Source organism: Peribacillus cavernae (assembly GCF_003989135.1).
GTDB classification, from domain to species: domain Bacteria; phylum Bacillota; class Bacilli; order Bacillales; family DSM-1321; genus Peribacillus; species Peribacillus cavernae.
Map to the genome: position 1 here is coordinate 41,082 of NZ_RYZZ01000042.1, position 21,336 is coordinate 62,417.

At 43.2% G+C, this 21,336-nt stretch carries 22 protein-coding genes and 2 other annotated features; of the genes, 20 read left to right on the forward strand and 2 right to left on the reverse strand.

The annotated features are described in order from the left end of the window. The first annotated feature begins 18 nt into the window (after positions 1–18). The 14 genes from ytaF to ELQ35_RS20375 all read left to right on the forward strand — a co-directional run bounded on the left by ytaF (position 19) and on the right by ELQ35_RS20375 (position 12,784). A complete protein-coding gene (gene ytaF / locus ELQ35_RS20310; protein ID WP_126867005.1) occupies positions 19–648 on the forward strand; it encodes a sporulation membrane protein YtaF in 630 nt (209 codons plus the stop codon). A 24-nt stretch (positions 649–672) separates the two neighbouring features. Continuing rightward, complete coding sequence (gene coaE / locus ELQ35_RS20315; RefSeq protein ID WP_126867006.1) at positions 673–1,284, forward strand: dephospho-CoA kinase; 612 nt, start codon at positions 673–675, stop codon at positions 1,282–1,284. 232 nt (positions 1,285–1,516) lie between these two features. After that, complete coding sequence (locus tag ELQ35_RS20320) at positions 1,517–2,548, forward strand: glyceraldehyde-3-phosphate dehydrogenase (protein WP_126867007.1); 1,032 nt, start codon at positions 1,517–1,519, stop codon at positions 2,546–2,548. A gap of 515 nt (positions 2,549–3,063) precedes the next feature. Next, the gene (speD, locus tag ELQ35_RS20325) at positions 3,064–3,444 is read left to right on the forward strand and encodes an adenosylmethionine decarboxylase (protein WP_126867008.1); all 381 of its coding nucleotides are present in this window, start codon (positions 3,064–3,066) and stop codon (positions 3,442–3,444) included. Positions 3,445–3,965: 521 nt separating this feature from the next. Beyond that, the gene (gene nrdR, locus ELQ35_RS20330; protein ID WP_126867009.1) at positions 3,966–4,427 is read left to right on the forward strand and encodes a transcriptional regulator NrdR; all 462 of its coding nucleotides are present in this window, start codon (positions 3,966–3,968) and stop codon (positions 4,425–4,427) included. Positions 4,428–4,502: 75 nt separating this feature from the next. Beyond that, entirely contained in the window at positions 4,503–5,912 is a 1,410-nt protein-coding gene (locus tag ELQ35_RS20335; protein WP_246026156.1) for a replication initiation and membrane attachment family protein, read from the forward strand. A 7-nt stretch (positions 5,913–5,919) separates the two neighbouring features. Then, positions 5,920–6,858: a primosomal protein DnaI gene (gene dnaI, locus ELQ35_RS20340; RefSeq protein ID WP_126867010.1), complete on the forward strand. Its 939-nt coding sequence runs from the start codon at positions 5,920–5,922 to the stop codon at positions 6,856–6,858. A 110-nt stretch (positions 6,859–6,968) separates the two neighbouring features. After that, a complete protein-coding gene (gene ytxC, locus ELQ35_RS20345; RefSeq protein WP_185861844.1) occupies positions 6,969–7,820 on the forward strand; it encodes a sporulation protein YtxC in 852 nt (283 codons plus the stop codon). 459 nt (positions 7,821–8,279) lie between these two features. Further along, positions 8,280–10,238, forward strand: coding sequence for a threonine--tRNA ligase (gene thrS / locus ELQ35_RS20350; protein ID WP_126867012.1), 1,959 nt, complete (start codon positions 8,280–8,282; stop codon positions 10,236–10,238). A 180-nt stretch (positions 10,239–10,418) separates the two neighbouring features. Then, positions 10,419–10,559, forward strand: a sequence feature (ribosomal protein L20 leader region). Positions 10,560–10,605: 46 nt separating this feature from the next. Then, positions 10,606–11,181: a translation initiation factor IF-3 gene (gene infC, locus ELQ35_RS20355; protein ID WP_126867028.1), complete on the forward strand. Its 576-nt coding sequence runs from the start codon at positions 10,606–10,608 to the stop codon at positions 11,179–11,181. 22 nt (positions 11,182–11,203) lie between these two features. Further along, complete coding sequence (rpmI, locus tag ELQ35_RS20360) at positions 11,204–11,404, forward strand: 50S ribosomal protein L35 (RefSeq protein WP_028392188.1); 201 nt, start codon at positions 11,204–11,206, stop codon at positions 11,402–11,404. 35 nt (positions 11,405–11,439) lie between these two features. Further along, positions 11,440–11,799, forward strand: coding sequence for a 50S ribosomal protein L20 (gene rplT, locus ELQ35_RS20365; RefSeq protein ID WP_126867013.1), 360 nt, complete (start codon positions 11,440–11,442; stop codon positions 11,797–11,799). A gap of 71 nt (positions 11,800–11,870) precedes the next feature. Then, positions 11,871–12,131 carry a DUF1294 domain-containing protein gene (locus tag ELQ35_RS20370; protein WP_126867014.1) on the forward strand — a complete coding sequence of 87 codons (261 nt, stop codon included), beginning with the start codon at positions 11,871–11,873 and terminating at the stop codon, positions 12,129–12,131. Between the two features lie 74 nt (positions 12,132–12,205). Beyond that, positions 12,206–12,784 carry a TVP38/TMEM64 family protein gene (locus ELQ35_RS20375; RefSeq protein WP_126867015.1) on the forward strand — a complete coding sequence of 193 codons (579 nt, stop codon included), beginning with the start codon at positions 12,206–12,208 and terminating at the stop codon, positions 12,782–12,784. Positions 12,785–12,889: 105 nt separating this feature from the next. Here ELQ35_RS20375 and ELQ35_RS20380 read toward each other — a convergent pair whose 3' ends face one another. Then, complete coding sequence (locus tag ELQ35_RS20380) at positions 12,890–13,270, reverse strand: sigma-w pathway protein ysdB (RefSeq protein ID WP_126867016.1); 381 nt, start codon at positions 13,268–13,270, stop codon at positions 12,890–12,892. 111 nt (positions 13,271–13,381) lie between these two features. Between ELQ35_RS20380 and ELQ35_RS20385 the strand changes: the two genes are divergently transcribed. The 3 genes from ELQ35_RS20385 to ELQ35_RS20395 all read left to right on the forward strand — a co-directional run bounded on the left by ELQ35_RS20385 (position 13,382) and on the right by ELQ35_RS20395 (position 15,994). Continuing rightward, on the forward strand, positions 13,382–13,876 hold the full coding sequence (locus ELQ35_RS20385) for a dUTP diphosphatase (RefSeq protein WP_126867017.1): 495 nt from the start codon (positions 13,382–13,384) through the stop codon (positions 13,874–13,876). 33 nt (positions 13,877–13,909) lie between these two features. Next, the gene (locus ELQ35_RS20390) at positions 13,910–14,995 is read left to right on the forward strand and encodes a M42 family metallopeptidase (protein ID WP_126867018.1); all 1,086 of its coding nucleotides are present in this window, start codon (positions 13,910–13,912) and stop codon (positions 14,993–14,995) included. Between the two features lie 300 nt (positions 14,996–15,295). After that, positions 15,296–15,994, forward strand: a complete 699-nt coding sequence (locus ELQ35_RS20395; protein WP_126867019.1) for a YflT domain-containing protein — start codon at positions 15,296–15,298, stop codon at positions 15,992–15,994. Positions 15,995–16,029: 35 nt separating this feature from the next. Here the strand turns inward: ELQ35_RS20395 and sspI are convergent, their stop codons facing one another. Continuing rightward, positions 16,030–16,242: a small acid-soluble spore protein SspI gene (sspI, locus tag ELQ35_RS20400; RefSeq protein WP_126867020.1), complete on the reverse strand. Its 213-nt coding sequence runs from the start codon at positions 16,240–16,242 to the stop codon at positions 16,030–16,032. A 123-nt stretch (positions 16,243–16,365) separates the two neighbouring features. Here sspI and ELQ35_RS20405 point away from each other — a divergent pair, with 123 nt between their 5' ends. The 3 genes from ELQ35_RS20405 (at position 16,366) to pheT (ending at position 21,000) form a co-directional block, all read left to right on the forward strand. Next, positions 16,366–17,121: a TrmH family RNA methyltransferase gene (locus tag ELQ35_RS20405; RefSeq protein ID WP_126867021.1), complete on the forward strand. Its 756-nt coding sequence runs from the start codon at positions 16,366–16,368 to the stop codon at positions 17,119–17,121. A gap of 88 nt (positions 17,122–17,209) precedes the next feature. Beyond that, positions 17,210–17,445, forward strand: a binding site (T-box leader). 66 nt (positions 17,446–17,511) lie between these two features. Next, positions 17,512–18,552 (forward strand): phenylalanine--tRNA ligase subunit alpha, encoded by a 1,041-nt coding sequence (gene pheS, locus ELQ35_RS20410; protein WP_126867022.1) that lies wholly within the window; start codon positions 17,512–17,514, stop codon positions 18,550–18,552. 33 nt (positions 18,553–18,585) lie between these two features. Next, positions 18,586–21,000 (forward strand): phenylalanine--tRNA ligase subunit beta, encoded by a 2,415-nt coding sequence (gene pheT / locus ELQ35_RS20415; protein WP_126867023.1) that lies wholly within the window; start codon positions 18,586–18,588, stop codon positions 20,998–21,000. Positions 21,001–21,336 lie beyond the last annotated feature (336 nt).

Below are 21,336 nucleotides of genomic sequence, written 5' to 3' on the forward strand. Positions count from 1 at the left end.
GAAGGAGCCGTTTTTACGATGTGGCTACAGCTTTTGTTCTTAGCTTTTGCCGTCAGCATTGACGGGTTCAGCGTTGGATTAACATTTGGGATGAGAAACATGAAGATTCCCTTTAAGTCAATTGCCGTTATTTCCTGCTGTTCGGCATTAAGTCTAGGTATTGCGATGATGGTAGGAGAATTTATCGGGCAGTTTATCTCAACTGCAGCTGCTGAAAAAACCGGCGGAATTATTTTAATCATTTTGGGATGCTGGGTTTTATATCAATATTTTAGGCCGGAAAAGCAAATAGAAGATCAAGTTACCGAAAAAGTGATTTTTAATTTTGAAATAAAATCCCTGGGCGTAGCGATTAACATCCTTCAGAAACCGCTGACTGCCGATTTTGATAAATCGGGTACGATAAATGGAGTGGAAGCGCTTGTGTTGGGTTTCGCACTCTCACTTGATGCTTTTGGGGCCGGTATTGGAGCGGCAATGTTGGGGATTTCACCTTTTATTTTATCAATATGCATTGCGATTATGAGCTCATTATTTATTTTTGCCGGCCTTCTGAGCGGAAAAATCTTATCGTCGAGCAAACTTGTACAGCGAATGTCTTTTCTTCCAGGAGTTTTACTAATGATTATTGGTTTTATGAAGCTTTAAAAAGAGATGTAGAAGGAGCCGCGTATGAGACAGGTAATTGGGATAACCGGAGGTATCGCAAGCGGGAAAAGCAGTGTCAGCCAGTTTATTAGGGATGATTTAGGGTTTACCATCATTGATGCTGATCTTGCATCAAGGGAAGTAGTTGAACCAGGTGAAAAGGCCTACAACAAAATAGTTGAATCTTTCGGCCCGCAAATCCTGCTCGATGAGGAAACAATCGACCGGGCAAAATTAGGAGCGATTATTTTTAACGATACGGAGAAAAGACTCCTTTTAAACAGCATTGTTCATCCGGCTGTAAGGAAGCGGATGATTGCTCTGAAGGATGCAGCTTTTGAACGGGAAGAGGAAACGGTTTTCATGGATATTCCTTTGCTCTTTGAAAGCAAGCTGACCACCATGGTTGATAAAACGTTGGTAGTTTATGTAGATAAACGAGTGCAAATCGAGCGCTTAATGAAGCGGAATGATTATTCTGAAGCTGAAGCGTTGGCAAGGATTGCTTCGCAAATGCCGCTTTCGGAAAAGAAAGCATTAGCCGATGCAGTGATCGATAATAATGGCGATTTTGAAGACACGATACTGCAGGTGAGACAGGTCCTGCTTGATTGGAACGTGAATAACGCAGAATAGGGAGGTATCAAAAGAAGTTGCTGTTACTTCTTTTAAATAAAAACAATCAATAAAAATTAAAATGAAGTATCCGCGCAGTGTACGGATGCTTTTATTAAATTAAGACAACTTTTTTTATAGATAAATTTTTTAAAAAATAAGCGCTTTTATCATCACAGTTCTTATCCAATATGTTATACTAATTATATAATATCTCATAAAAGTATAACATTAATTCGGGAGGGACCGAAAAATGAAAGCACGAATAGCAATTAATGGTTTTGGAAGAATCGGAAGAATGGTTTTTCGAAAAGCAATCATGGAAGAAAATCTGGATATCGTCGCAATTAATGCAAGCTATCCTGCTGAGACCTTAGCTCACTTAATTAAATATGACACGAACCACGGTAGATTTGAAGGGGAAGTAATTCCTGAGGACGGTGCCATCATTATAAATGGCCACCGCGTTCAGTTAATAAGCAATCGCGATCCTTCGCTGCTGCCATGGAAAGAAATGAATATAGATATCGTTATCGAAGCTACTGGAAAATTTAATGATCGGGAAAAAGCAGCCCTTCATTTGGAAGCTGGTGCTAGAAAAGTAATTTTAACTGCACCGGGCAAAAATGAAGACGTTACCATTGTGATGGGCGTAAATGAAGAAGCACTTGACATTGATAAGCACTTCGTCATTTCCAATGCTTCCTGTACGACAAACTGTCTTGCACCGGTTGCAAAAGTGCTGGATGATCAGTTCGGAATTGAAAACGGTTTGATGACTACCGTCCATGCTTATACAAATGACCAGAACAATATCGATAATCCACATAAAGATTTGCGGCGGGCACGTGCATGCGGCCAAAGCATCATCCCAACATCTACCGGCGCAGCTAAAGCGTTGGCTCTTGTGCTGCCCGGGTTGAAAGGCAAGCTGCACGGTATGGCATTGCGTGTGCCGACACCCAATGTATCACTTGTCGATTTAGTTGTTGACTTGAAGCAGGAAGTTACAATCGATCAAATCAATGAGGCTTTCGAAACGGCATCAAACGGCTCGTTAAAGGGAATTCTTGAGTTCACAACTGAGCCGCTTGTATCAATTGATTTCAATACCAATCCGCATTCTGCGATCATTGACGGCTTATCGACGATAGTAATTGGTGAAAGAAAAGTAAAAGTGCTCGCATGGTATGACAATGAGTGGGGCTATTCATGCAGGGTCGTTGACCTTGTAAATTATGTTGCCCAAGAAATGTTGACCTTGAAAGAAATGAAAGTTGGCTAATAGAAAAGCGGAAGCGCCTTGTAAAAAGGAACGTCGACTAAGATCCGCCACGTCCTGTGGCGAACGTCGACGTCAGCGCATCCTGCGCAAGTCCGACAAGCATAAGACGAGCAGCTGTATGGGGAGTGGTTTCCTCCCCATCAGATGATCGGCTTATGACCTCGAGGGGCTAGGCGCTGGAGCTGGACATCATAGAAAAGCGGAAGCGCCTTGTAAAACTTTCTAAGTACAAAAAGTTATCCTTTGTTTAACAAAGGTAATCTGAGCTCCTGCAGGCCGCAGCGGGCTTTTTTACATTGGCAGCTGAAGGATATCAGCCAAAAACATCCTCTAAAAATTTCAGTAGATATGTTGCAAAAAAAAATTAAACAAAGTATACTATGATTCGTGAACTTAATCACTTAGTTTCATGATGGCTACTTAAAGGGTTAGGACCTCTTTGGACTAACTTTCCCCCGTGGTAGTTATTACTTTAAGGCACAGAATTCTTAATCATGTTAAGGGGGAACTTGAACATGGAAACAATGGGTAGACATGTAATTTCAGAACTCTGGGGTTGTGACTTCGAAAAATTAAACGATATGGATTTAATTGAAAAAATATTTGTAGATGCTGCATTGAAATCCGGTGCAGAGATTCGCGAGGTGGCCTTCCACAAATTTGCTCCACAAGGAGTAAGTGGTGTGGTAATTATTTCCGAATCACATTTAACCATTCATAGCTTTCCAGAACATGGATACGCAAGCATTGATGTTTATACTTGCGGAGATTTAAATCCAAACATTGCTGCAGATTACATTGCAGAAGCTTTAAATGCCGAGACGCGAGAAAATATTGAACTTCCGCGCGGGATGGGTCCGATCCAAGTGAATAAAAGCAAAGTGAATGCGTTGTAAGAAGTGAAACCTTAAGAGATGTAGAAATTGCTGCATCTCTTTTTTGATACAAAGAAAAGCGGAAGCGCCTTGTTCAGCCCCGACAAGCATAAGACGAGCACAGAAAGAAGGCGTTCTTTCCTTCTTACTGTGATTGGCTTATGACCTCGAGGGGCTAGGCGCTGGAGCTGGACATCATAGAAAAGCGGAAGCGCCTTTTTAAAGGATCTGACTCTTGCAGATGAGTCAGATCCTTTTGCATCGACACCGAATTGTTTATATAATGTGCCTAAGAAGGATGATGGCATTTGGGATTTTTTACAGTTATAGCACTGAGATACAGTCGGCAATGTGAAACAAATGAAAATCATGCCGATGAATGGTTGAGGACCCACTACTATAAGGCAAGGGTAGAGCAAACGCTTATTTTCCTTCTTGTACTGCCGAGCTGTTTTTTATAAGATGAAGATATACAACTTTATTCTCTCGTCAGGCAGCAAAATGGACCCGAGGGATCATTATTGAACACGGAGCTGATAATTATGAAATGCCCGTCCTGCCAATATAACGGAACACGGGTATTGGATTCCCGTCCGGTTGATGAAAGCCGGTCAATCCGCCGCCGAAGAGAGTGCGAAGTATGCGGCTACCGTTTTACGACATTTGAAAAGGTTGAGGAAATCCCTCTCATTGTAGTAAAAAAGGAAGGGACTCGTGAAGAATTCAGCAGGGATAAAATATTGCGCGGATTAATCAAGGCTTGCGAAAAACGCCCTGTACCTTTAAAAGAATTAGAAGACATTACAAATGATGTAGAAAAAGAATTACGGAATCAAGGGATTTCTGAAGTGAAAAGCGACAGCATTGGTGAAATGGTCATGGACAGGCTTGCAAAAGTGGACGAAGTCGCGTATGTCAGGTTTGCCTCTGTTTACCGCCAGTTTAAAGATATTAATGTATTTATTGACGAGTTAAAGGACCTGATTGATAAAGAAAGAAAGTAGAGCTAAAGATTTACTTTGGCTCTTTTTTAGCTCAGGTGAAGGCCTGGCATCGGCAGTTTGCAAGGAAAGGTTTGAATGGATATGTCAAAGCACTGGCAGGAACTGCTTCCTGTTGACCGGTATATGGTATCGTCCGCTGGATTGCTCCACGATTATGATCGGAAAGTAATAACGCTCTTGTATCAACCTTTAATTGGTCCGATCTGTATCAGCTTGTACATGACGCTTTGGAGTGAATTGGAGGAAAACCGGCTTTGGTCGCAATCTTCCCTGCATTATAATCTAATGAATACAATGGGTTTGAAATTGAGTGATATCTATGAATCAAGAAAAAAGCTGGAAGGCATTGGACTTTTAGATGTTTATAAAAAAAAATCGGAAGAAGAAAATCAGTTTGTCTATGAATTGAATCCGCCGCTCTCTCCGGAACAGTTTTTTACTGATGGAATGTTGAATATTTATTTGTACAAAAAAGTAGGTAAGGTACAATTCGGCCGATTGAAAAATTTCTTCTGTGATGAAATTGTTTCAATGGAGGAATATCAGCCGGTAACCAAGACATTTACAGAGGTGTTTGCTTCCGACCATCTGGACAGCTTATATGTTTCAGATGAAACGTTGGAAGAGTTAAAGCCCGAAGCAAATTTTAAACCTATTGGAAGGACCCAGGCCAAAGCTCTTGGTGGTTTTCATGATACATTTGATTTTGACTTGCTGTTTGCCGGGATTAAGAATTCGCTTGTCCCCAAAAAAGCATTTACACAAAATGTACTGGATACGATCGCTAAGCTGGCTTTTTTATATGGGATAGACGTATTTCAAATGCAAAAGCTGGTCATCGGCTCGGTTAATGTGGAAAATGAAATTGATATAGAAGATTTGCGGAAGGCAGCTCGCGATTGGTATCAGATAGAATATCATAACGAGATGCCGTCACTCTCGGACCGCGTTCAGCCTGTGATTTATCACTCACAGACGGAAGGGCCGAACACGAAGGAAGAAGAATTGATCCGCCACCTGGAAACCGTGTCTCCCCGTGAAAGACTATTACAGCTTTCCGGTGGTGCAGAGCCTTCAAAATCAGACCTGCAGATCATTGAAGGCATCATGTTGAATCAAAACCTTAATCCAGGAGTAATTAATGTCCTGATTGAGTATGTGATGATTAAAACGGATATGAAGCTGACTAAAGGGTATGTCGAGAAAATTGCAGGCCACTGGGCACGTAAGAAGATTGTCACAGTGAAAGAAGCGATGGAGATGGCGAAGAGCGAACATCGTCAATACCAGTCCTGGGCCCAGGGGAAAAAGGAAAATAAGTCCAGCGCAAAAAAAGCGATCCGGACGGAAATCGTTCCGGATTGGATGAACAAGGAGCAGGCGCTGTCTAAGGATGAAAACAAAGAGAAACCTGAAAATAAAGAACTCGATGAACGGAAACGGCAAATCGAGGAAAGACTTAATAAGCTGAAAAGCAGGGGGTGAACCTGAAGTGCAGAGAATAAGTGACGCTTTAAATAAACTCGCTAATAATATCCAATTCCAACATAGATATGAGCATGTAAAAAATGAAGTATTAAATGATGAAGAGATCCAGCTTTTCTTACATGAAAACAGCTCGCGGATAACATCGGAAATGATTGAAAAAAGCTTGTCGAAGCTGTACGAGTTTTCTTCTCAAAGCAAGAACTGCGGGAAATGCCCCAATTTGGATGGCTGCATCAATATGATGGAGGGATATCATCCAAAGCTCCTTGTTCAGGGAAATACAATCGACTTGCATTATGAAATATGCCCGCGAAAAAGCATTTATGATGAAAAAAGAAAGCATGAAAGACTGATCCAGAGCTTGTATGTACCAAAGGATATTTTATCAGCTTCCCTTGGTGACTTCTATCAGACAGACACAGCGGGAGGCCGCATAGAAGCAATCGAAAAAGCGACAACCTTTGTGGAAGAGTATGCTCCCGGCAAAAAGCAAAAAGGCCTTTATTTGCATGGAAGCTTCGGCGTCGGAAAGACGTATTTACTCGGTGCGATTGCCAATGAACTTGCCGAAAATCAAATTTCTTCATTGATTGTATATGTTCCGGATTTTTTGCGGGAAATTAAAGCATCGATAGGTGATAACACGATAAATGACAAAATCGAAATGACGAAAAAGGCTCCTGTCCTCATGCTTGATGACTTTGGCGCGGAAACGATGAGCAGTTGGACAAGGGATGAAGTAATTGGGCCGATTCTCCAGTTCCGTATGCTTGAAAACCTGCCTACCTTCTTCACCTCTAACTTTGATTTCGGAGGCCTGCAAAATCATTTGACCTTCTCGCAGCGCGGGGAAAAGGAAGAAGTAAAAGCAGCCCGTATTATGGAACGTATCCAATACCTGGCAGAACCACTGCAGCTAACAGGTGAAAATCGGCGTCGTTAGGAAAAGCCGGGCTATCCCTGGCTTTTCTTCATAACAGCAATGACTTGCGCTTCTAAACCGCTGGATAACCCCATATACATATGAGCAGGACAGGTTTAGGGGGAGTTTTGTTGGTACAAATCCATTTTCAATCGGAAACCGAAGCGTTGAAACTGCTTGAATACGTTTCTGTCCACCCTTTGGGGACAGAACTCAATGAATATATCCAATTTCAGCCTGAACAAGGTTTATTTGTCACCATTCAAGATAAATATCCAAACAATTTATTGTCTTTATTAAGCGATGTTTTTTATTCATTTTTATTGGAGGACAAATTACTGAACCGGCTCGAAATGATTCTACGGCATAAATTCTTTTACCGGGAACGTGAGGAAATCGATGACATCATCGAGATAGCCTGTTCAATCATCGAAGGTGGAGATAAGCAGCGAATTTTTGAAAGAGAAAGGAAGATTATCGGTGAAGGGCTTCAATCCTTCCTTGCCCAAAAAGTTTCCTTTTCCTTTGATTCGTTTGCCACTTTCCGGTTAAAATCATTTTATGATTCCCTGCAGGGTTATGTGGAAGCTGCCATCGATGAATATAAGCTCGAACAGGATTACCAGAGCTTCATTGCAACACTTCGGGATCTCCTCTATGAGCGTGAGCCGAAAATGGAAATCGTTCACTTGCTCCATAGAAATGGGTATCACTTTTTTGATGAAGGCTTTAGAAGATTGGGTAAATACGAGATTTTTAAGATGATCGATAAGAAACTGCTAGCGGAAAACCCGATATATATCGATTCAACAGCACTAGCGCCGCTAATTTCGATTGCTCCCTATCATCTTAATCTTTACACAGATGAAGCTGAGGACGGCCTTGTGCAAACAATTACAAGGATTTTTGAAGAAAGAACGGTCATTTTGCCTATCGCTTCATTTAATGGTGATCCTCCCGCTGGAAAAGACGGGCTGGAGTAGCTGTTTGTCGCTGAAAGATGCACGGTTCTGGAGTGCATCCGATCGTTTTTTTTCTGAAAATAGACCTTGATTTTCTGTACATAACAAATTATAATTTCCTACATACTATCAAATATATTATTCTAAAAGTTATGATGAGGACATGAGTATTCTATAAGCGGTTTGCAGAGAGGGAAGACACGGCTGAAAGCTTCCTAATACGTGTAGAACACTTACCGCCTCTAAACTTCAGCTATGAAAGCAGGTCGCGAGTATTGGCTGACGGGAAGCTGCCGTTATTAGCCACGAGTGTCATTTTGCCATCTAAGCGGCAAGATGAAACGAGGGTGGAACCGCGGGTTATGATTTTTCATACGTAAGCTCGTCCCTGTTTTGATACAGGGGCGGGCTTTTTCTGTTTTCAGGCTAATCTTTGCCCCTGGCACAAGAAACTACAAAATATTGAAGGAGTGAAACGGTATGTCTGAAATGATCAAGATGACTTTCCCCGATGGAGCAGTGAAGGAGTTCGCCAGGGTGACGACTACAGGAGATATTGCTGCATCGATCAGCCCCGGCCTCAAGAAAAAGTCGATCGCGGGGAAACTAAACGGGCAATTATATGATTTGAAACGGCCGATCGAAGCTGACGGTTCAATTGAAATCATTACCCAGGACAGTAAAGAAGCTTTAGAAATCCTTCGCCACAGTACAGCACATTTAATGGCTCAGGCGATAAAGCGGCTCTATAAACATGCGAAATTTGGAGTGGGCCCGGTTATCGAAGGCGGCTTTTACTATGATATCGATCTTGAAGAATCATTGACTCCTGAAGATCTGCCAAAGATTGAAAAGGAAATGAAAAAAATCGTCAATGAAAACCTGGAAGTGATCCGCATTGAAGTAAGCCGCGACAAAGCAGAAAGACGATTCAAGGAGATCGGTGATGAGTACAAGCTTGAATTGATCGACGCCATCCCGGCTGATGAACAGGTAACCATTTATGAGCAGGGCGAGTTTTTTGACCTTTGCCGCGGCATTCACGTGCCATCAACCGGAAAAATCAAGGAATTCAAATTGCTGAGCATTGCCGGTGCCTACTGGAGAGGCGACAGCGATAACAAAATGCTCCAGCGGATATACGGAACTGCCTTCTTCAAGAAAGAGGATCTTGAAAACCATCTTCGCCTGCTAGAAGAAGCGAAGGAACGCGACCATCGTAAGCTTGGTAAAGAGCTCAACCTGTTTACCAATTCACAGCTGGTAGGACAGGGGCTTCCATTATGGCTGCCAAAAGGGGCGACAATCCGCCGCGTGATCGAGCGTTATATCGTTGATAAAGAAGAACGTTTGGGCTATAACCATGTTTATACGCCAATTATGGGAAGCGTCGATCTGTACAAAACATCCGGTCACTGGGATCATTATCATGAAGACATGTTTCCGGTCATGGACATGGATAATGAACAGCTTGTTCTACGGCCGATGAATTGCCCGCACCATATGATGATTTATAAAAACAGCATCCATAGCTATCGTGAACTGCCGATCCGTATTGCCGAGCTTGGAACGCAGCACCGTTACGAAATGTCAGGCGCGCTGTCAGGCCTTCAGCGCGTCCGCGGGATGACTTTGAACGACGCGCATATCTTTGTCCGTCCTGATCAGATCAAGGACGAGTTTAAGCGAGTAGTGAACCTCGTTCTTGCGGTCTATAAAGATTTTAACTTTACGGATTATTCGTTCCGTCTGTCCTACCGCGATCCTCAGGATACTGAAAAGTATTATGATGACGATGCGATGTGGGAAAAAGCGCAGGGCATGCTAAAAGAAGCAATGGATGAGCTTGGACTTGACTATTTTGAAGCAGAAGGCGAAGCGGCATTCTACGGTCCAAAGCTTGACGTCCAGGTGCGTACTGCACTGGGGAAAGACGAAACGCTTTCCACTGTCCAGCTTGACTTCTTACTCCCTGAGCGCTTTGACTTAAGCTATGTAGGGGAAGACGGCAAGCCGCATCGTCCGGTGGTCATCCATCGCGGCGTTGTTTCAACAATGGAACGCTTTGTTGCCTTCCTGATAGAAGAATATAAAGGAGCGTTCCCAACGTGGCTTGCTCCCGTACAGGTTCAGGTGATCCCTGTTTCTCCTGAGGTTCATCTGGATTATGCGGCACAAGTACAGGAAAAGCTTCAAGCGGAAGGATTCCGTGTTGAGCTTGACCGGCGTGACGAAAAAGTCGGCTATAAAATCCGCGAAGCACAAATGCAGAAAATCCCTTATATGCTCGTTCTCGGTGATAACGAAAGCAAAGAGGGCAGTGTGAATGTGCGCAAATATGGCGAACAAAAATCCGAAACAATAGCTTTTGAAGACTTTATAAACTCACTTAAAGATGAAGTAAAACTTCTATCGAACAACAGAGAGAGCGGATTGTAAAAATGAATGAAGATGAACTTTCAGAAGTATTAATTGTTCACGTGGGTTTCTAAAACAAAAACATATTGCAAATATCGCTGAATTTTGATAAGATAAACTTTGTTGTGAAAAACAAGTAATGTATTTGACATATCATCTGTGTTTATGATATATTTTCTAAGGTGAATTGAATACTTGGTTTAGGAAAAGAAGAAGCACCCGCTTCTCACCTGATTGACGCTATATAAGCAGTTAGCAGGTTCATGATTTGATTATTTGGAATTTATTCTGTTTAGTCTATCTGTGTGGGTGCGTTACTAGCATCCACACTTTTTTATTGTTTGAAATAAATATTGTGACTGCAGATCATGGTGAGCGGTTAGTAATGATGGTACTACAGATATTTTCTAACGTTGTATTCGCTAAATATCCTTGGAGGTGGCTAACTATTAGTAAAGACATGATGGTAAACGAGGGCATCCGGGCCCGCGAACTTCGTCTAATTGACCAAAACGGTGAACAACTGGGAATAAAAACGAAATTCGAAGCGCTGGATATTGCCGCTCGTGCAAACCTTGATTTAGTATTAGTTGCTGCGAACGCAAAGCCTCCGGTAGCCCGTATCATGGACTACGGAAAGTTCCGCTTCGAGCAGCAGAAGAAAGATAAAGAAGCCCGTAAGAATCAAAAAATCATCAGTTTGAAAGAGGTTCGTTTGAGCCCGACAATTGAAGAACATGATTTCAATACCAAGCTCCGCAATGCGATCAAGTTTCTTGAAAATGGAGATAAAGTTAAGGCTTCTATCCGTTTTAAAGGACGCGCAATCACGCATAAGGAAATCGGCCAGCGTGTATTGGACCGTTTCTCTGCAGCATGCAAAGAAGTGGCTACGATTGAAACCCATCCAAAAATGGACGGGCGCAGCATGTTCTTAATCTTAGCATCGAAAAACGAAAAGTAATTGTAAGGAGGAGGAATACCTTATGCCTAAAATGAAAACTCACCGCGGATCTGCAAAGCGTTTCAAGAAAACAGGATCCGGAAAACTTAAGCGTTCTCACGCTTACACAAGCCACTTATTTGCTAACAAATCTACTAAAGCTAAGCGTAAGCTACGCAAAGCCAGCCTAGTGAGCAAGGGTGACTTCAAACGCATTCGCCATATGTTAGACAATATCAAGTAATATCGACTCGTCGATTTATATAGGAGGGAAATAACATGCCACGTGTAAAAGGCGGTACTGTTACTCGCAAACGTCGTAAAAAAGTTCTGAAATTAGCCAAAGGTTATTATGGTTCCAAACATACATTATATAAAGTTGCCAACCAGCAAGTAATGAAATCTTTAATGTATGCATTCCGCGATCGTCGCCAGAAAAAGCGCGACTTCCGCAAACTTTGGATCACTCGCATCAACGCAGCTGCACGCATCAATGGCCTTTCTTACAGCCGTTTAATGCATGGCTTGAAGCTTGCCGACATCGAAGTGAACCGTAAAATGTTAGCTGAACTGGCAATCGCTGACGAGCAGGCATTTGCTCAATTAGCAACCGCAGCTAAACAGAAATTGGAAAAATAAAATACATGTAAGCATAAAGCCATTCTCCCTGCCGAGGATGGCTTTTTACATATCAATGAGGGGGAAATGATATGTCTGCAATATGGTTCTATTTTCTTATCATCAATTGCTTTGCCTTTTTTACAATGAAAAGAGACAAAAGAAAAGCTGAGAAACACCAGTATCGAATCAGCGAGAAAACACTCTGGCTGCTGGCCTGGATTGGCGGAGCGACAGGGTCGACTGCTGGTATGTTTTTGTTTCGGCATAAAACAAAGCACGCTTCCTTCAGAATCGGTTTCCCGTTTTTGATGATCATCCAGCTTGCTATTGTGATATACATAGTGGTCTAGTAGTCATATATATATCTTCCAGCGTATATGCTTGTAGTAGCTTCTTTGAGACAGCATCATAGAGGAGGAAGACCATGAATGAGGAACTTTCATTTATAGTAGGGTTTATCGGGGCAAGCAGCATCTTAGCGCCTTTTATATTCGTGACTCTCCATCTGCTAAGGCAATTTTTATTCATTCCGGTTGCGATTATCTGTATTTCGGGCGGTATATTGTTCGGACCGGCGGCAGGAACCATTTATTCAATCCTGGGTCTTACCTTATCCAGTCTCTTATTTTACCTGGTAATCCGAAAGTTCCCGAAAACGATGGAGCGGCTGTTGAAATTGAAAAATAAATTATTTGGCCGCCGTAATCTGAATGTGGGACAAATTACCGTATTAAGACTCATTCCTTTTGTCCATTATCATCTGCTCTCACTCTGTTTGATGGAGAAAAAGCAGGGATTAAAGAATTTTGCTTATTACTCTTTTTTAACTAACATTCCGCTTGCTTTCTTCTATACTGTGTTTGGGAGCTATATCTCCGAATTCAGTCCAACGATGATCGTTATTCTTTTGTTTTCCTTAACAGTATTGCTGTATTTGATGAGAGAAAAATATACGGTCATTACCTGGAAAGAGTTCTTTCAGACTGCGAATGATCAAAAATAGAAGCCTGAATGAATTTGGTTAGTAAATGACCTCATCGAAAAACATCTCCAAAATGACAATGAATAAACGCTTGGATTACAGCGTTATCCAAGCGTTTTCGTTCTGTTATAGTTCCAAAAGCTCCTTAACAGGACTTTTCCAATCGATTTGCGCAATTGGATAACGAGCTTTTATGAATGATTCTAATTTTAGGAAATCATCCCGATCCAGTCCGTGCAGCGCCGTGATGTTTTTAGGCCAGACAATGATAGAGACGACCTCGAAGGAGTTATTGATGACCTCAGCATATTTCTCGCCTTCAAAGAGGATACCATGATAGGTAAGCAGAAAATTTTTGCGGACATTAGCGGTGTCATCCAGAATATAAAATTTTTTTTGTTCAAGGGCGAGCTTCAGTTTACGCCTCGGGCTTTTTATAAACCTGATGGCAGAATAAATAAGGAAAATAAAGAGAAGAAAAATGAATAATCGCAATAACAAGATCACGGAGGCACCTCCTCAACAAATACGTAGCTTCTCTTATCTACGTTCCGGTTTTCAATTTGTTTCAATAATTTGATATAATTTCAGTGAGAAATAAAGAGAGTAGTGAGGAAAATGAATACGGAAAAGTTATTTGAGATGCAGGCCGCTTTAGATCGGCATATTGAATCCAAGCACGAGGTAACCAAGAAAAATCTGGTTGAAAGAAAAATCCTTGCCCTTCTGGTTGAAGTCGGAGAATTGGCAAATGAAACAAGATGTTTTAAATTCTGGAGTGTAAAAGGCTCATCCGCAGCGGAAACTATCCTGGAGGAATATGTGGATGGCATTCATTTTATTCTCTCTCTAGGAATTGAAGGATGCTTTCAGGGCACTGTTCCGGCATGGCATCCCGAAGACAGCAGCAGCCCGGATTTAACAGTCCAGTTTTTAGCCGTATATGAGACGATCACAGCATATCGCATAGAGCAAACCCCTAATACTTACTATAAAATCTGTGCGGAATATTTTAAACTTGGACAATTGCTCGGATTTACCGCCAAGGATGTAGAGACGGCTTATTTTGAGAAAAACAAGGTTAATTATCAGCGTCAAAAGCAGGGGTATTAAGCAAATGGAATACATCCAAAAAGGAGGAGTTTCGTGACTGGATTAGATCAAACACTAACGATGCTGAAAGATCTTACTGATGCTAAGGGAATTCCCGGCAATGAAAGCGAAGTAAGAAAGGTAATGACAAAATACATATCGCCATATGCCGATGAGATCACCACAGACAGTTTAGGAAGTTTAATCGCTAAAAAAACCGGCCGGGAAAACGGTCCGAAGATTGTTGTTTCCGGACATCTCGACGAAGTTGGCTTTATGATTACCCAAATAGACGATAAAGGGTTTTTACGCTTTCAGCCCATGGGTGGCTGGTGGTCCCAGGTTATGCTTGCACAACGAGTGACGATTGTGACAAGAAAAGGAGATGTGACAGGGGTTATCGGCTCCAAGCCGCCGCATATCCTAACTGTGGAAGCAAGAAAAAAGCCGGTCGAAATCAAAGATATGTTCATCGATATCGGCGCGGCCAGCAGGGAAGAAGTCCATGAGTGGGGAGTCCGTCCCGGAGATATGGCTGTCCCTTATTTTGAATTTACGGTCATGAACAATGAGAAAATGCTGCTGGCAAAGGCATGGGATAACCGGATTGGCTGTGCCATCGCCATTGACGTATTGAAGCACCTAAAAGGGACGGATCATCCTAACATTGTTTACGGTGTAGGGGCTGTGCAGGAGGAAGTCGGCTTTCGCGGCGCGCGCACTTCCACGTTCAAGATTAACCCGGATATCGGTTTTGCAGTGGACGTCGGCATTGCCGGCGATACACCGGGTGTAACCGAACGTGAAGCGTTGGGGAAGATGGGCAAAGGGCCGCAAGTTGTTGTTTATGATGCATCGATGGTTTCCCACAAAGGGCTACGGGATTTAGTAACGGATACAGCAGATGAATCGAATATCCCATATCAGTACGAATCGATTCCCGGCGGTGGGACCGATGCAGGTGCCATTCACTTAACCGCGAACGGGGTTCCGGCGCTGGCCATTACGATTGCAACAAGGTACATCCATTCCCATGCAGCGATGCTCCACCGTGATGACTATGAAAACACGGTAAAATTAATTGTCGAAGTCATTAAGAAACTTGATCGTGAAACTGTCGATCGAATTACGTTTGAATAAGAGAAAAAAGCGGTCCTTCACGGGGCCGTTTTTGCTTAAAAATCTATTGTATTCTTTGAGATACGGAAATTCCTTTTTTATCATAATAAAGAAGTTGAATTTAGATATTGCCGAGGAAACATATTATTAGAAGAAAGAGACCCAGCCGGGGTTTTTTTCGTAAGGAAAAGGAGCCGAAGCTTGCCATGGGCAAAAGTTTTATCAATTTTTGCCTATTCACAAAACATTTATCTGTTTAGGGGGTTGTTGTCTGCGGGTATAGTTTAACAAGACCCATAAAGAGATTGAGGAGGAGTTAACATGGAAAAAACAATGTATGGAGTTTTTGATTCCACTTCTGAAGTGATACAGGCGATTCAAGCACTAAAAGCAAAAGGTTTTGAGGGAGAAGATATTACAGTTATTGCCGACAAAGTGGAAACATTGAACCTTGCAGATTATAAAAAAACAGCAGGCGTTAATACAGTAACCAATACACCAGAAGATGACGGCTTCATGGATAAGGTGATGAGATTTTTCATGAATGAAGGCACCTATGGACTTGAAGACCGGCTGCATGCTTCGGGATTTTCGGACAGTGAAACGGCTGCATATGTAAATAATGTGGAGGAGGGCAAGATTTTAATACTGCTCGATTCTGATAAGGATCAAACTGTCCGTGACGGTTTTTTTGAAGGTGATCCTGATCCTGCTGCACTGGATGCGGCAGGAACCAACAGGGATGCAGCAATCCAAACTGGGGTAACCCGTAATCCTGATCCAAACCTCTTTCCTGAAGGGACAGCGGCTGTCCAGGAGACAACCGGAAATCTGAGCAGCAATAGGGACCGTTCCAAAACAGGTTATGTAGCATCTGCACGTACAGAAAAAGACCGAAAATTAACCGATCAAGAAAAACGGCTGCGCGAAAAACAAGATGAAGTTCAATTGGATAGTGAAGGAAATCCACAAGTTCAAGATGAACAATTGAAAAACAGAATCAATACTGACAACCTATAATCGATATAAAAAAAAAGCAATAGCCCGGTCTTGGGCTATTGCTTTTTTAAACCGCCTTCCAAAAGCTGGAGCATCTCATGTTTATCTTGTTCGGAAGAATGCTGCCAAATCACTTCAAATAATACACCGAGACCAGGAAGCATCTTCTCTTCGCCATTTTGAATCGCATCGACGATTGTGTCTTCCAACTGGTCTTGAGAATTTCCAGAAACGTTGTCGATAATCGCATTTCGAAGATTTAAGTTCATTGTTTTTCCTCCCATAGGATCATGATCACTCACATAAATATCATTTCACGGATTGGCATGCATTATGTATTAAAATTACGTTATAATAGGAAAATCAATGAAGGAATGAAGGAGAGTCCACCGTTGAAGTATATTGAAAGTGCAAAAAATCCAAGGGTCAAGCAATGGAAAAAGCTTTTAACGAAAAAAGAGCGTGATAAAACGGGCCGGTATTTAATTGAAGGCTTTCATCTTGTCGAAGAAGCGTTAAAGGAAGCCAGCCTTGTTCAGGCGGTTATCCTCAGTGAGGATGCAGAAGTCCCCGTACAATTCAAGCTCGAAGGTATTGAAGTGATTTATGCGGCAAATGATGTTCTCAAGGCGATTTCCGATACGGAGACACCTCAAGGAATAACAGCCGTCTGCGAGCAACGGGAAGTGACATTGGAAGACATTGATCCGCAAAAGCTGCTGTTAATCGACGCGGTTCAGGATCCAGGCAATATCGGGACGATGATCCGCACCGCAGACGCGGCAGGAATCGACGCTGTGATATTGGGAGAGGGTTGTGCCGATCCATACAACCCGAAAGTCATCCGTTCCACCCAGGGAAGCATATTCCACTTGCCCGTGATTAAATCCGATTTATCCGATATCATTGATTCTCTGCAAAACAGGGGAATTCCTGTTTATGGCACAGCATTAGAGAATGCCGTTTCTTTTGAGAAGGTCGAAAAAGTACAATCATTTGCATTGCTGGTTGGCAATGAAGGACAGGGTGTTGCTAAACAACTACTTTCCAAGACAACACAAAACCTGTACATCCCGATTTACGGAAAAAGTGAGTCATTAAATGTGGGGATTGCTGCCGGGATTCTGCTGTATCATCTGCGGAAATAAGAACGGATGAGCAGAGTAAATCATATCATGACAAAAATCAGTTTGAAAATGGCTTAAAAGTATACTATAATAAGACCAAATTTTATAAAAAAAGACGTTGAAAGAGAAGAGTAGCTTAAGATATCCGTTACAGGGAAAAATGCCTGGGACTGTAAGCATTTTACGGCACTGTTTAAGTGAATTCACCTCTGGAGTCGGCATCGGGATGATTTTTAGAACGAATCGAAAGATGCATCGGCTAAAAGCCGTTATCCAAATGAAGTGGGCACAGTTTTTTAGAGGCCAATAAGGGTGGTACCGCGATACATATACCTCGTCCCTTTTTAGGGAGCGGGGGTTTTTTGTGTTTAACGGCAATACATTTATTTTTCTTTAAGGGAGGAAATACAGATGCAGGAACGTCTACATGAACTGCAGAAAGAAGCGCTGCAAAAGGTTGCCGAAGCTGCTGATTTAAAAGCCCTGAATGATATTCGGGTAGCATATTTAGGGAAAAAAGGGCCAATCACTGAGGTGCTCCGCGGGATGGGCAAGCTTTCAGCAGAAGAACGCCCGAAGATCGGCGCCCTGGCAAACGTAGTGCGCGAGGCAATTGCAGGTGAAATCGAAGAAAAGCAAAAGACATTGGAAGAAGCGGCTGTTAATGAAAAGCTTGCAGCTGAAAAAATCGATGTTACACTGCCGGGCCGTCCTGTCAAAAAGGGAAACCACCATCCGTTGACAAGAGTCATCGAGGAAATCGAAGACTTATTTATTGGCATGGGTTACACAGTAGCTGAAGGTCCTGAAGTTGAAACGGATTACTATAATTTTGAGGCACTAAATCTTCCGAAAGGCCATCCGGCGCGTGATATGCAGGATTCCTTTTACATTACAGAAGAGATCTTGATGCGTACCCATACATCCCCTGTCCAGGCAAGGACAATGGAAAAGCATATAGGCAAAGGGCCAGTTAAGATCATCTGTCCCGGTAAGGTATACCGCCGTGACAATGATGATGCGACCCACTCACACCAGTTCATGCAAATCGAGGGATTGATCGTTGATGAAAACATCCGCATGAGCGATCTAAAAGGAACCCTTGAAGTATTTGCAAAAAAAATGTTCGGCGAGGACCGGGAAATCCGTCTTCGTCCCAGCTTTTTCCCATTCACCGAACCTTCCGTGGAAATGGACATTTCCTGTAAAATCTGCGGCGGATCAGGCTGCAGTGTTTGTAAAGGGACTGGCTGGATCGAAATTCTCGGTGCCGGCATGGTTCATCCAAGCGTCCTGGAGATGGCCGGCTTTGATTCCAAAAAGTATTCAGGCTTTGCTTTTGGCATGGGTCCGGAGCGTATCGCGATGCTGAAATACGGGATTGATGATATCCGTCATTTCTATACAAACGATATCCGGTTCCTGAAACAATTCCATCGTTACGAAAATTAGTTTTATCGAATTTCATGAAGGAGGACCCTACCCATGTTTGTTTCCTATAAATGGCTGCAGGATTATGTGGATCTTTCCGGCATCCCAGCTGATGAGCTTGCCGAAAAGATTACCAAAAGCGGCATCGAGGTTGAAGGAGTAGAAAAGAAGAGTGAAGGCTTGAAAGGTGTTGTAATCGGCCGCGTGTTAGAACGTGAACAGCATCCCAATGCTGATAAATTAAATATATGCCAAGTTGATATCGGCCAGGAACATCCTGTGCAAATCATCTGTGGGGCACCAAATGTAGCTCAAGGCCAAAAAGTGGCAGTCGCCACGGTCGGTGCTGTCCTGCCTGGCAATTTCAAAATCAAAAAAGCAAAGCTTCGCGGCGAAGAGTCAAATGGAATGATCTGTTCGCTCCAAGAGCTTGGAATTGAAGCAAAGCTCGTCGCGAAAGAATTTTCAACCGGCATCTATGTGTTCCCGGACGATGCAAAGGTAGGGGAGGATGCGCTCGAATATCTCGGATTAGCTGATGAGATACTCGAGCTTGGCCTTACACCAAATCGTGCGGATTGCTTAAGTATGCTTGGCGTAGCTTATGAAGTGGGAGCAATCCTCGGACGCGAAGTGAAGTGGCCGGAAAGTAATGCTTCAAATGCTACCAAAAAGGCTTCAGACTACATCAGTGTAAGAGTGGATGCTATAGAAGATAACCCGCTATATGTCGCAAAGGTGATTAAAAATGTAAAAATCGGACCTTCACCGCTTTGGATGCAAACTCGTTTGATGGCAAGCGGAATCCGTCCTCATAACAATATTGTCGATATCACGAACTATATTTTGCTGGAATACGGACAGCCGCTGCATGCATTCGATTATGACCGCATTGGTACTAAAGAAATTGTCGTCCGCAGGGCAAACGATCAGGAAAAGATGACTACGCTTGATACCGCAGACAGAAAACTGTCAGCGGATCATTTAGTAATCACAAACGGCAAAGAACCGATCGCATTAGCCGGCCTCATGGGCGGCGCCAATTCAGAGGTTGGCAGTGATACAACAACCGTTGTCCTTGAAGCAGCATATTTTGCAGGAGGAGTTGTAAGAAAAGCTTCTAAAGACCATGGACTGCGCAGTGAAGCGAGTACACGCTTTGAAAAAGGCGTCGATCCAAACAGGGTCCGCGAAGCAGGCGAACGTGCAGCTGACTTAATGGCCCAATATGCAGGCGGTACGGTTCTGGCAGGCTCTGCGGAGGCCGATACATTGACGGTCGAACCTGCCGTTGTCTCCATCACCCTCGATAAAATCAATACGATGCTTGGAACGGAACTTACAGTTTCAGAGGTTGAACGTATCTTTGCACGACTGCAATTCGAGGTAAGCACTGTAAATCATGAATTTACGGTTACTGTACCGACACGCCGCGGCGACATTACCATTGAGGCAGACTTGGTCGAAGAAGTGGCGCGTCTGTACGGCTATGACCATCTTCCGACGACCCTGCCAGCAGGGGAAGCGACACATGGCAGGCTCACCGCATATCAACAGAAACGCCGCCAGGTACGCAAGGTACTTGAAGGCGCCGGCCTTTACCAGGCGGTCACCTATTCATTAACAAGCAAAGAAAAAGCTTCCCAATTTGCGCTGGAGAAGCGCGAGTCGATCCGGCTTGCGATGCCGATGAGCGAAGAACGCAGCCAGCTCCGTTTAAGCATCGTGCCGCAGCTTCTGGAAGTAATGAAGTATAATATAGCCCGTCAAAATGATTCAATCGCGCTTTATGAAATCGGTTCTGTTTTCCTGAAAAGCAATAGAGCGGATCTTCCGGAAGAAAGAGAGCATCTGGCAGGGGCTATCACCGGCTTATGGGAATCCCATCCATGGCAGGGAGAGAAGAAGCCTGTTGACTTTTTCGTTGCAAAAGGAGTATTGGAAACCGTTTTTGATACACTGGGCCTAGCAGAAAGGATCGAGTACCGTCACGCTGAAATCGACGGGATACATCCGGGCCGCACGGCAGAAGTCCTTCTGGACAATGAAGCGATCGGCTACGTCGGCCAGGTTCATCCAACCATCCAAAAAGAGCTGGATTTAAAAGAAACGTATGTATTCGAGCTTTCATTCAAAGCGCTTGGCGAAGCGGAAATAGAACCGATCCAATACGAAGCAATTCCTCGCTTCCCATCGATCACCCGCGATATTGCACTTGTGGTCGATGAGAAGACAGTCGCCGGCGACATACGGAAGGTTATTGCAGAAGCGGGCGGCAAGCTGCTGAAAGAAGCGAGCCTTTTCGATTTATATGAAGGGGATCACATGGAACCAGGCAAGAAGTCGGTCGCCTATTCCTTAAAATACTTTGATCCGGAGCGAACCCTTACGGACGAAGAAGTAACAAAAGCACACAACAAAGTGCTGCAGGCTGTAAAGGAAAAAACGGGTGCAGAATTGCGCGGGTAATTTGGAACGATAAGTGAAAAACGCCTGGATGTGATAGACATCCAGGCGTTTTTCTATAATAATTTCTGCATTAGTAAAAGGAGGGAACTCGTTTATCACCGCTCATATAAACTAAATGGTTGTGATTCGGCAAAGGATTTTGTAATTCTACCCAGACATTTCTCATTACACATTTCATTTATCTATAGAAAACGATCCATCGCTCAGAAATTTGGCTAATCGCTCTTAAATCTTGATAATGGCTCATAAGTCTCGATCATCGCTCATAAATTTCTGTAATCGCTCATATAAACTAAATGGTTGTGATCCGGCAAAGGATTTCGTAGTTCTGCCCAG

Coding starts and splice junctions, on each gene's coding strand:
- speD (WP_126867008.1), top strand. CDS start 3,064: ATGGAAACAATGGGTAGACATGTAATTTCAGAACTCTGGGGTTGTGAC.
- ELQ35_RS20335 (WP_246026156.1), top strand. CDS start 4,503: ATGGATATGTCAAAGCACTGGCAGGAACTGCTTCCTGTTGACCGGTAT.
- pheT (WP_126867023.1), top strand. CDS start 18,586: ATGTTTGTTTCCTATAAATGGCTGCAGGATTATGTGGATCTTTCCGGC.
- ELQ35_RS20385 (WP_126867017.1), top strand. CDS start 13,382: ATGAATACGGAAAAGTTATTTGAGATGCAGGCCGCTTTAGATCGGCAT.
- ELQ35_RS20375 (WP_126867015.1), top strand. CDS start 12,206: ATGAATGAGGAACTTTCATTTATAGTAGGGTTTATCGGGGCAAGCAGC.
- rplT (WP_126867013.1), top strand. CDS start 11,440: ATGCCACGTGTAAAAGGCGGTACTGTTACTCGCAAACGTCGTAAAAAA.
- sspI (WP_126867020.1), bottom strand. CDS start 16,242: ATGAACTTAAATCTTCGAAATGCGATTATCGACAACGTTTCTGGAAAT.
- infC (WP_126867028.1), top strand. CDS start 10,606: ATGGTACTACAGATATTTTCTAACGTTGTATTCGCTAAATATCCTTGG.
- thrS (WP_126867012.1), top strand. CDS start 8,280: ATGTCTGAAATGATCAAGATGACTTTCCCCGATGGAGCAGTGAAGGAG.
- nrdR (WP_126867009.1), top strand. CDS start 3,966: ATGAAATGCCCGTCCTGCCAATATAACGGAACACGGGTATTGGATTCC.
- rpmI (WP_028392188.1), top strand. CDS start 11,204: ATGCCTAAAATGAAAACTCACCGCGGATCTGCAAAGCGTTTCAAGAAA.
- ELQ35_RS20395 (WP_126867019.1), top strand. CDS start 15,296: ATGGAAAAAACAATGTATGGAGTTTTTGATTCCACTTCTGAAGTGATA.
- ELQ35_RS20370 (WP_126867014.1), top strand. CDS start 11,871: ATGTCTGCAATATGGTTCTATTTTCTTATCATCAATTGCTTTGCCTTT.
- pheS (WP_126867022.1), top strand. CDS start 17,512: ATGCAGGAACGTCTACATGAACTGCAGAAAGAAGCGCTGCAAAAGGTT.
- ELQ35_RS20320 (WP_126867007.1), top strand. CDS start 1,517: ATGAAAGCACGAATAGCAATTAATGGTTTTGGAAGAATCGGAAGAATG.
- coaE (WP_126867006.1), top strand. CDS start 673: ATGAGACAGGTAATTGGGATAACCGGAGGTATCGCAAGCGGGAAAAGC.
- ytaF (WP_126867005.1), top strand. CDS start 19: ATGTGGCTACAGCTTTTGTTCTTAGCTTTTGCCGTCAGCATTGACGGG.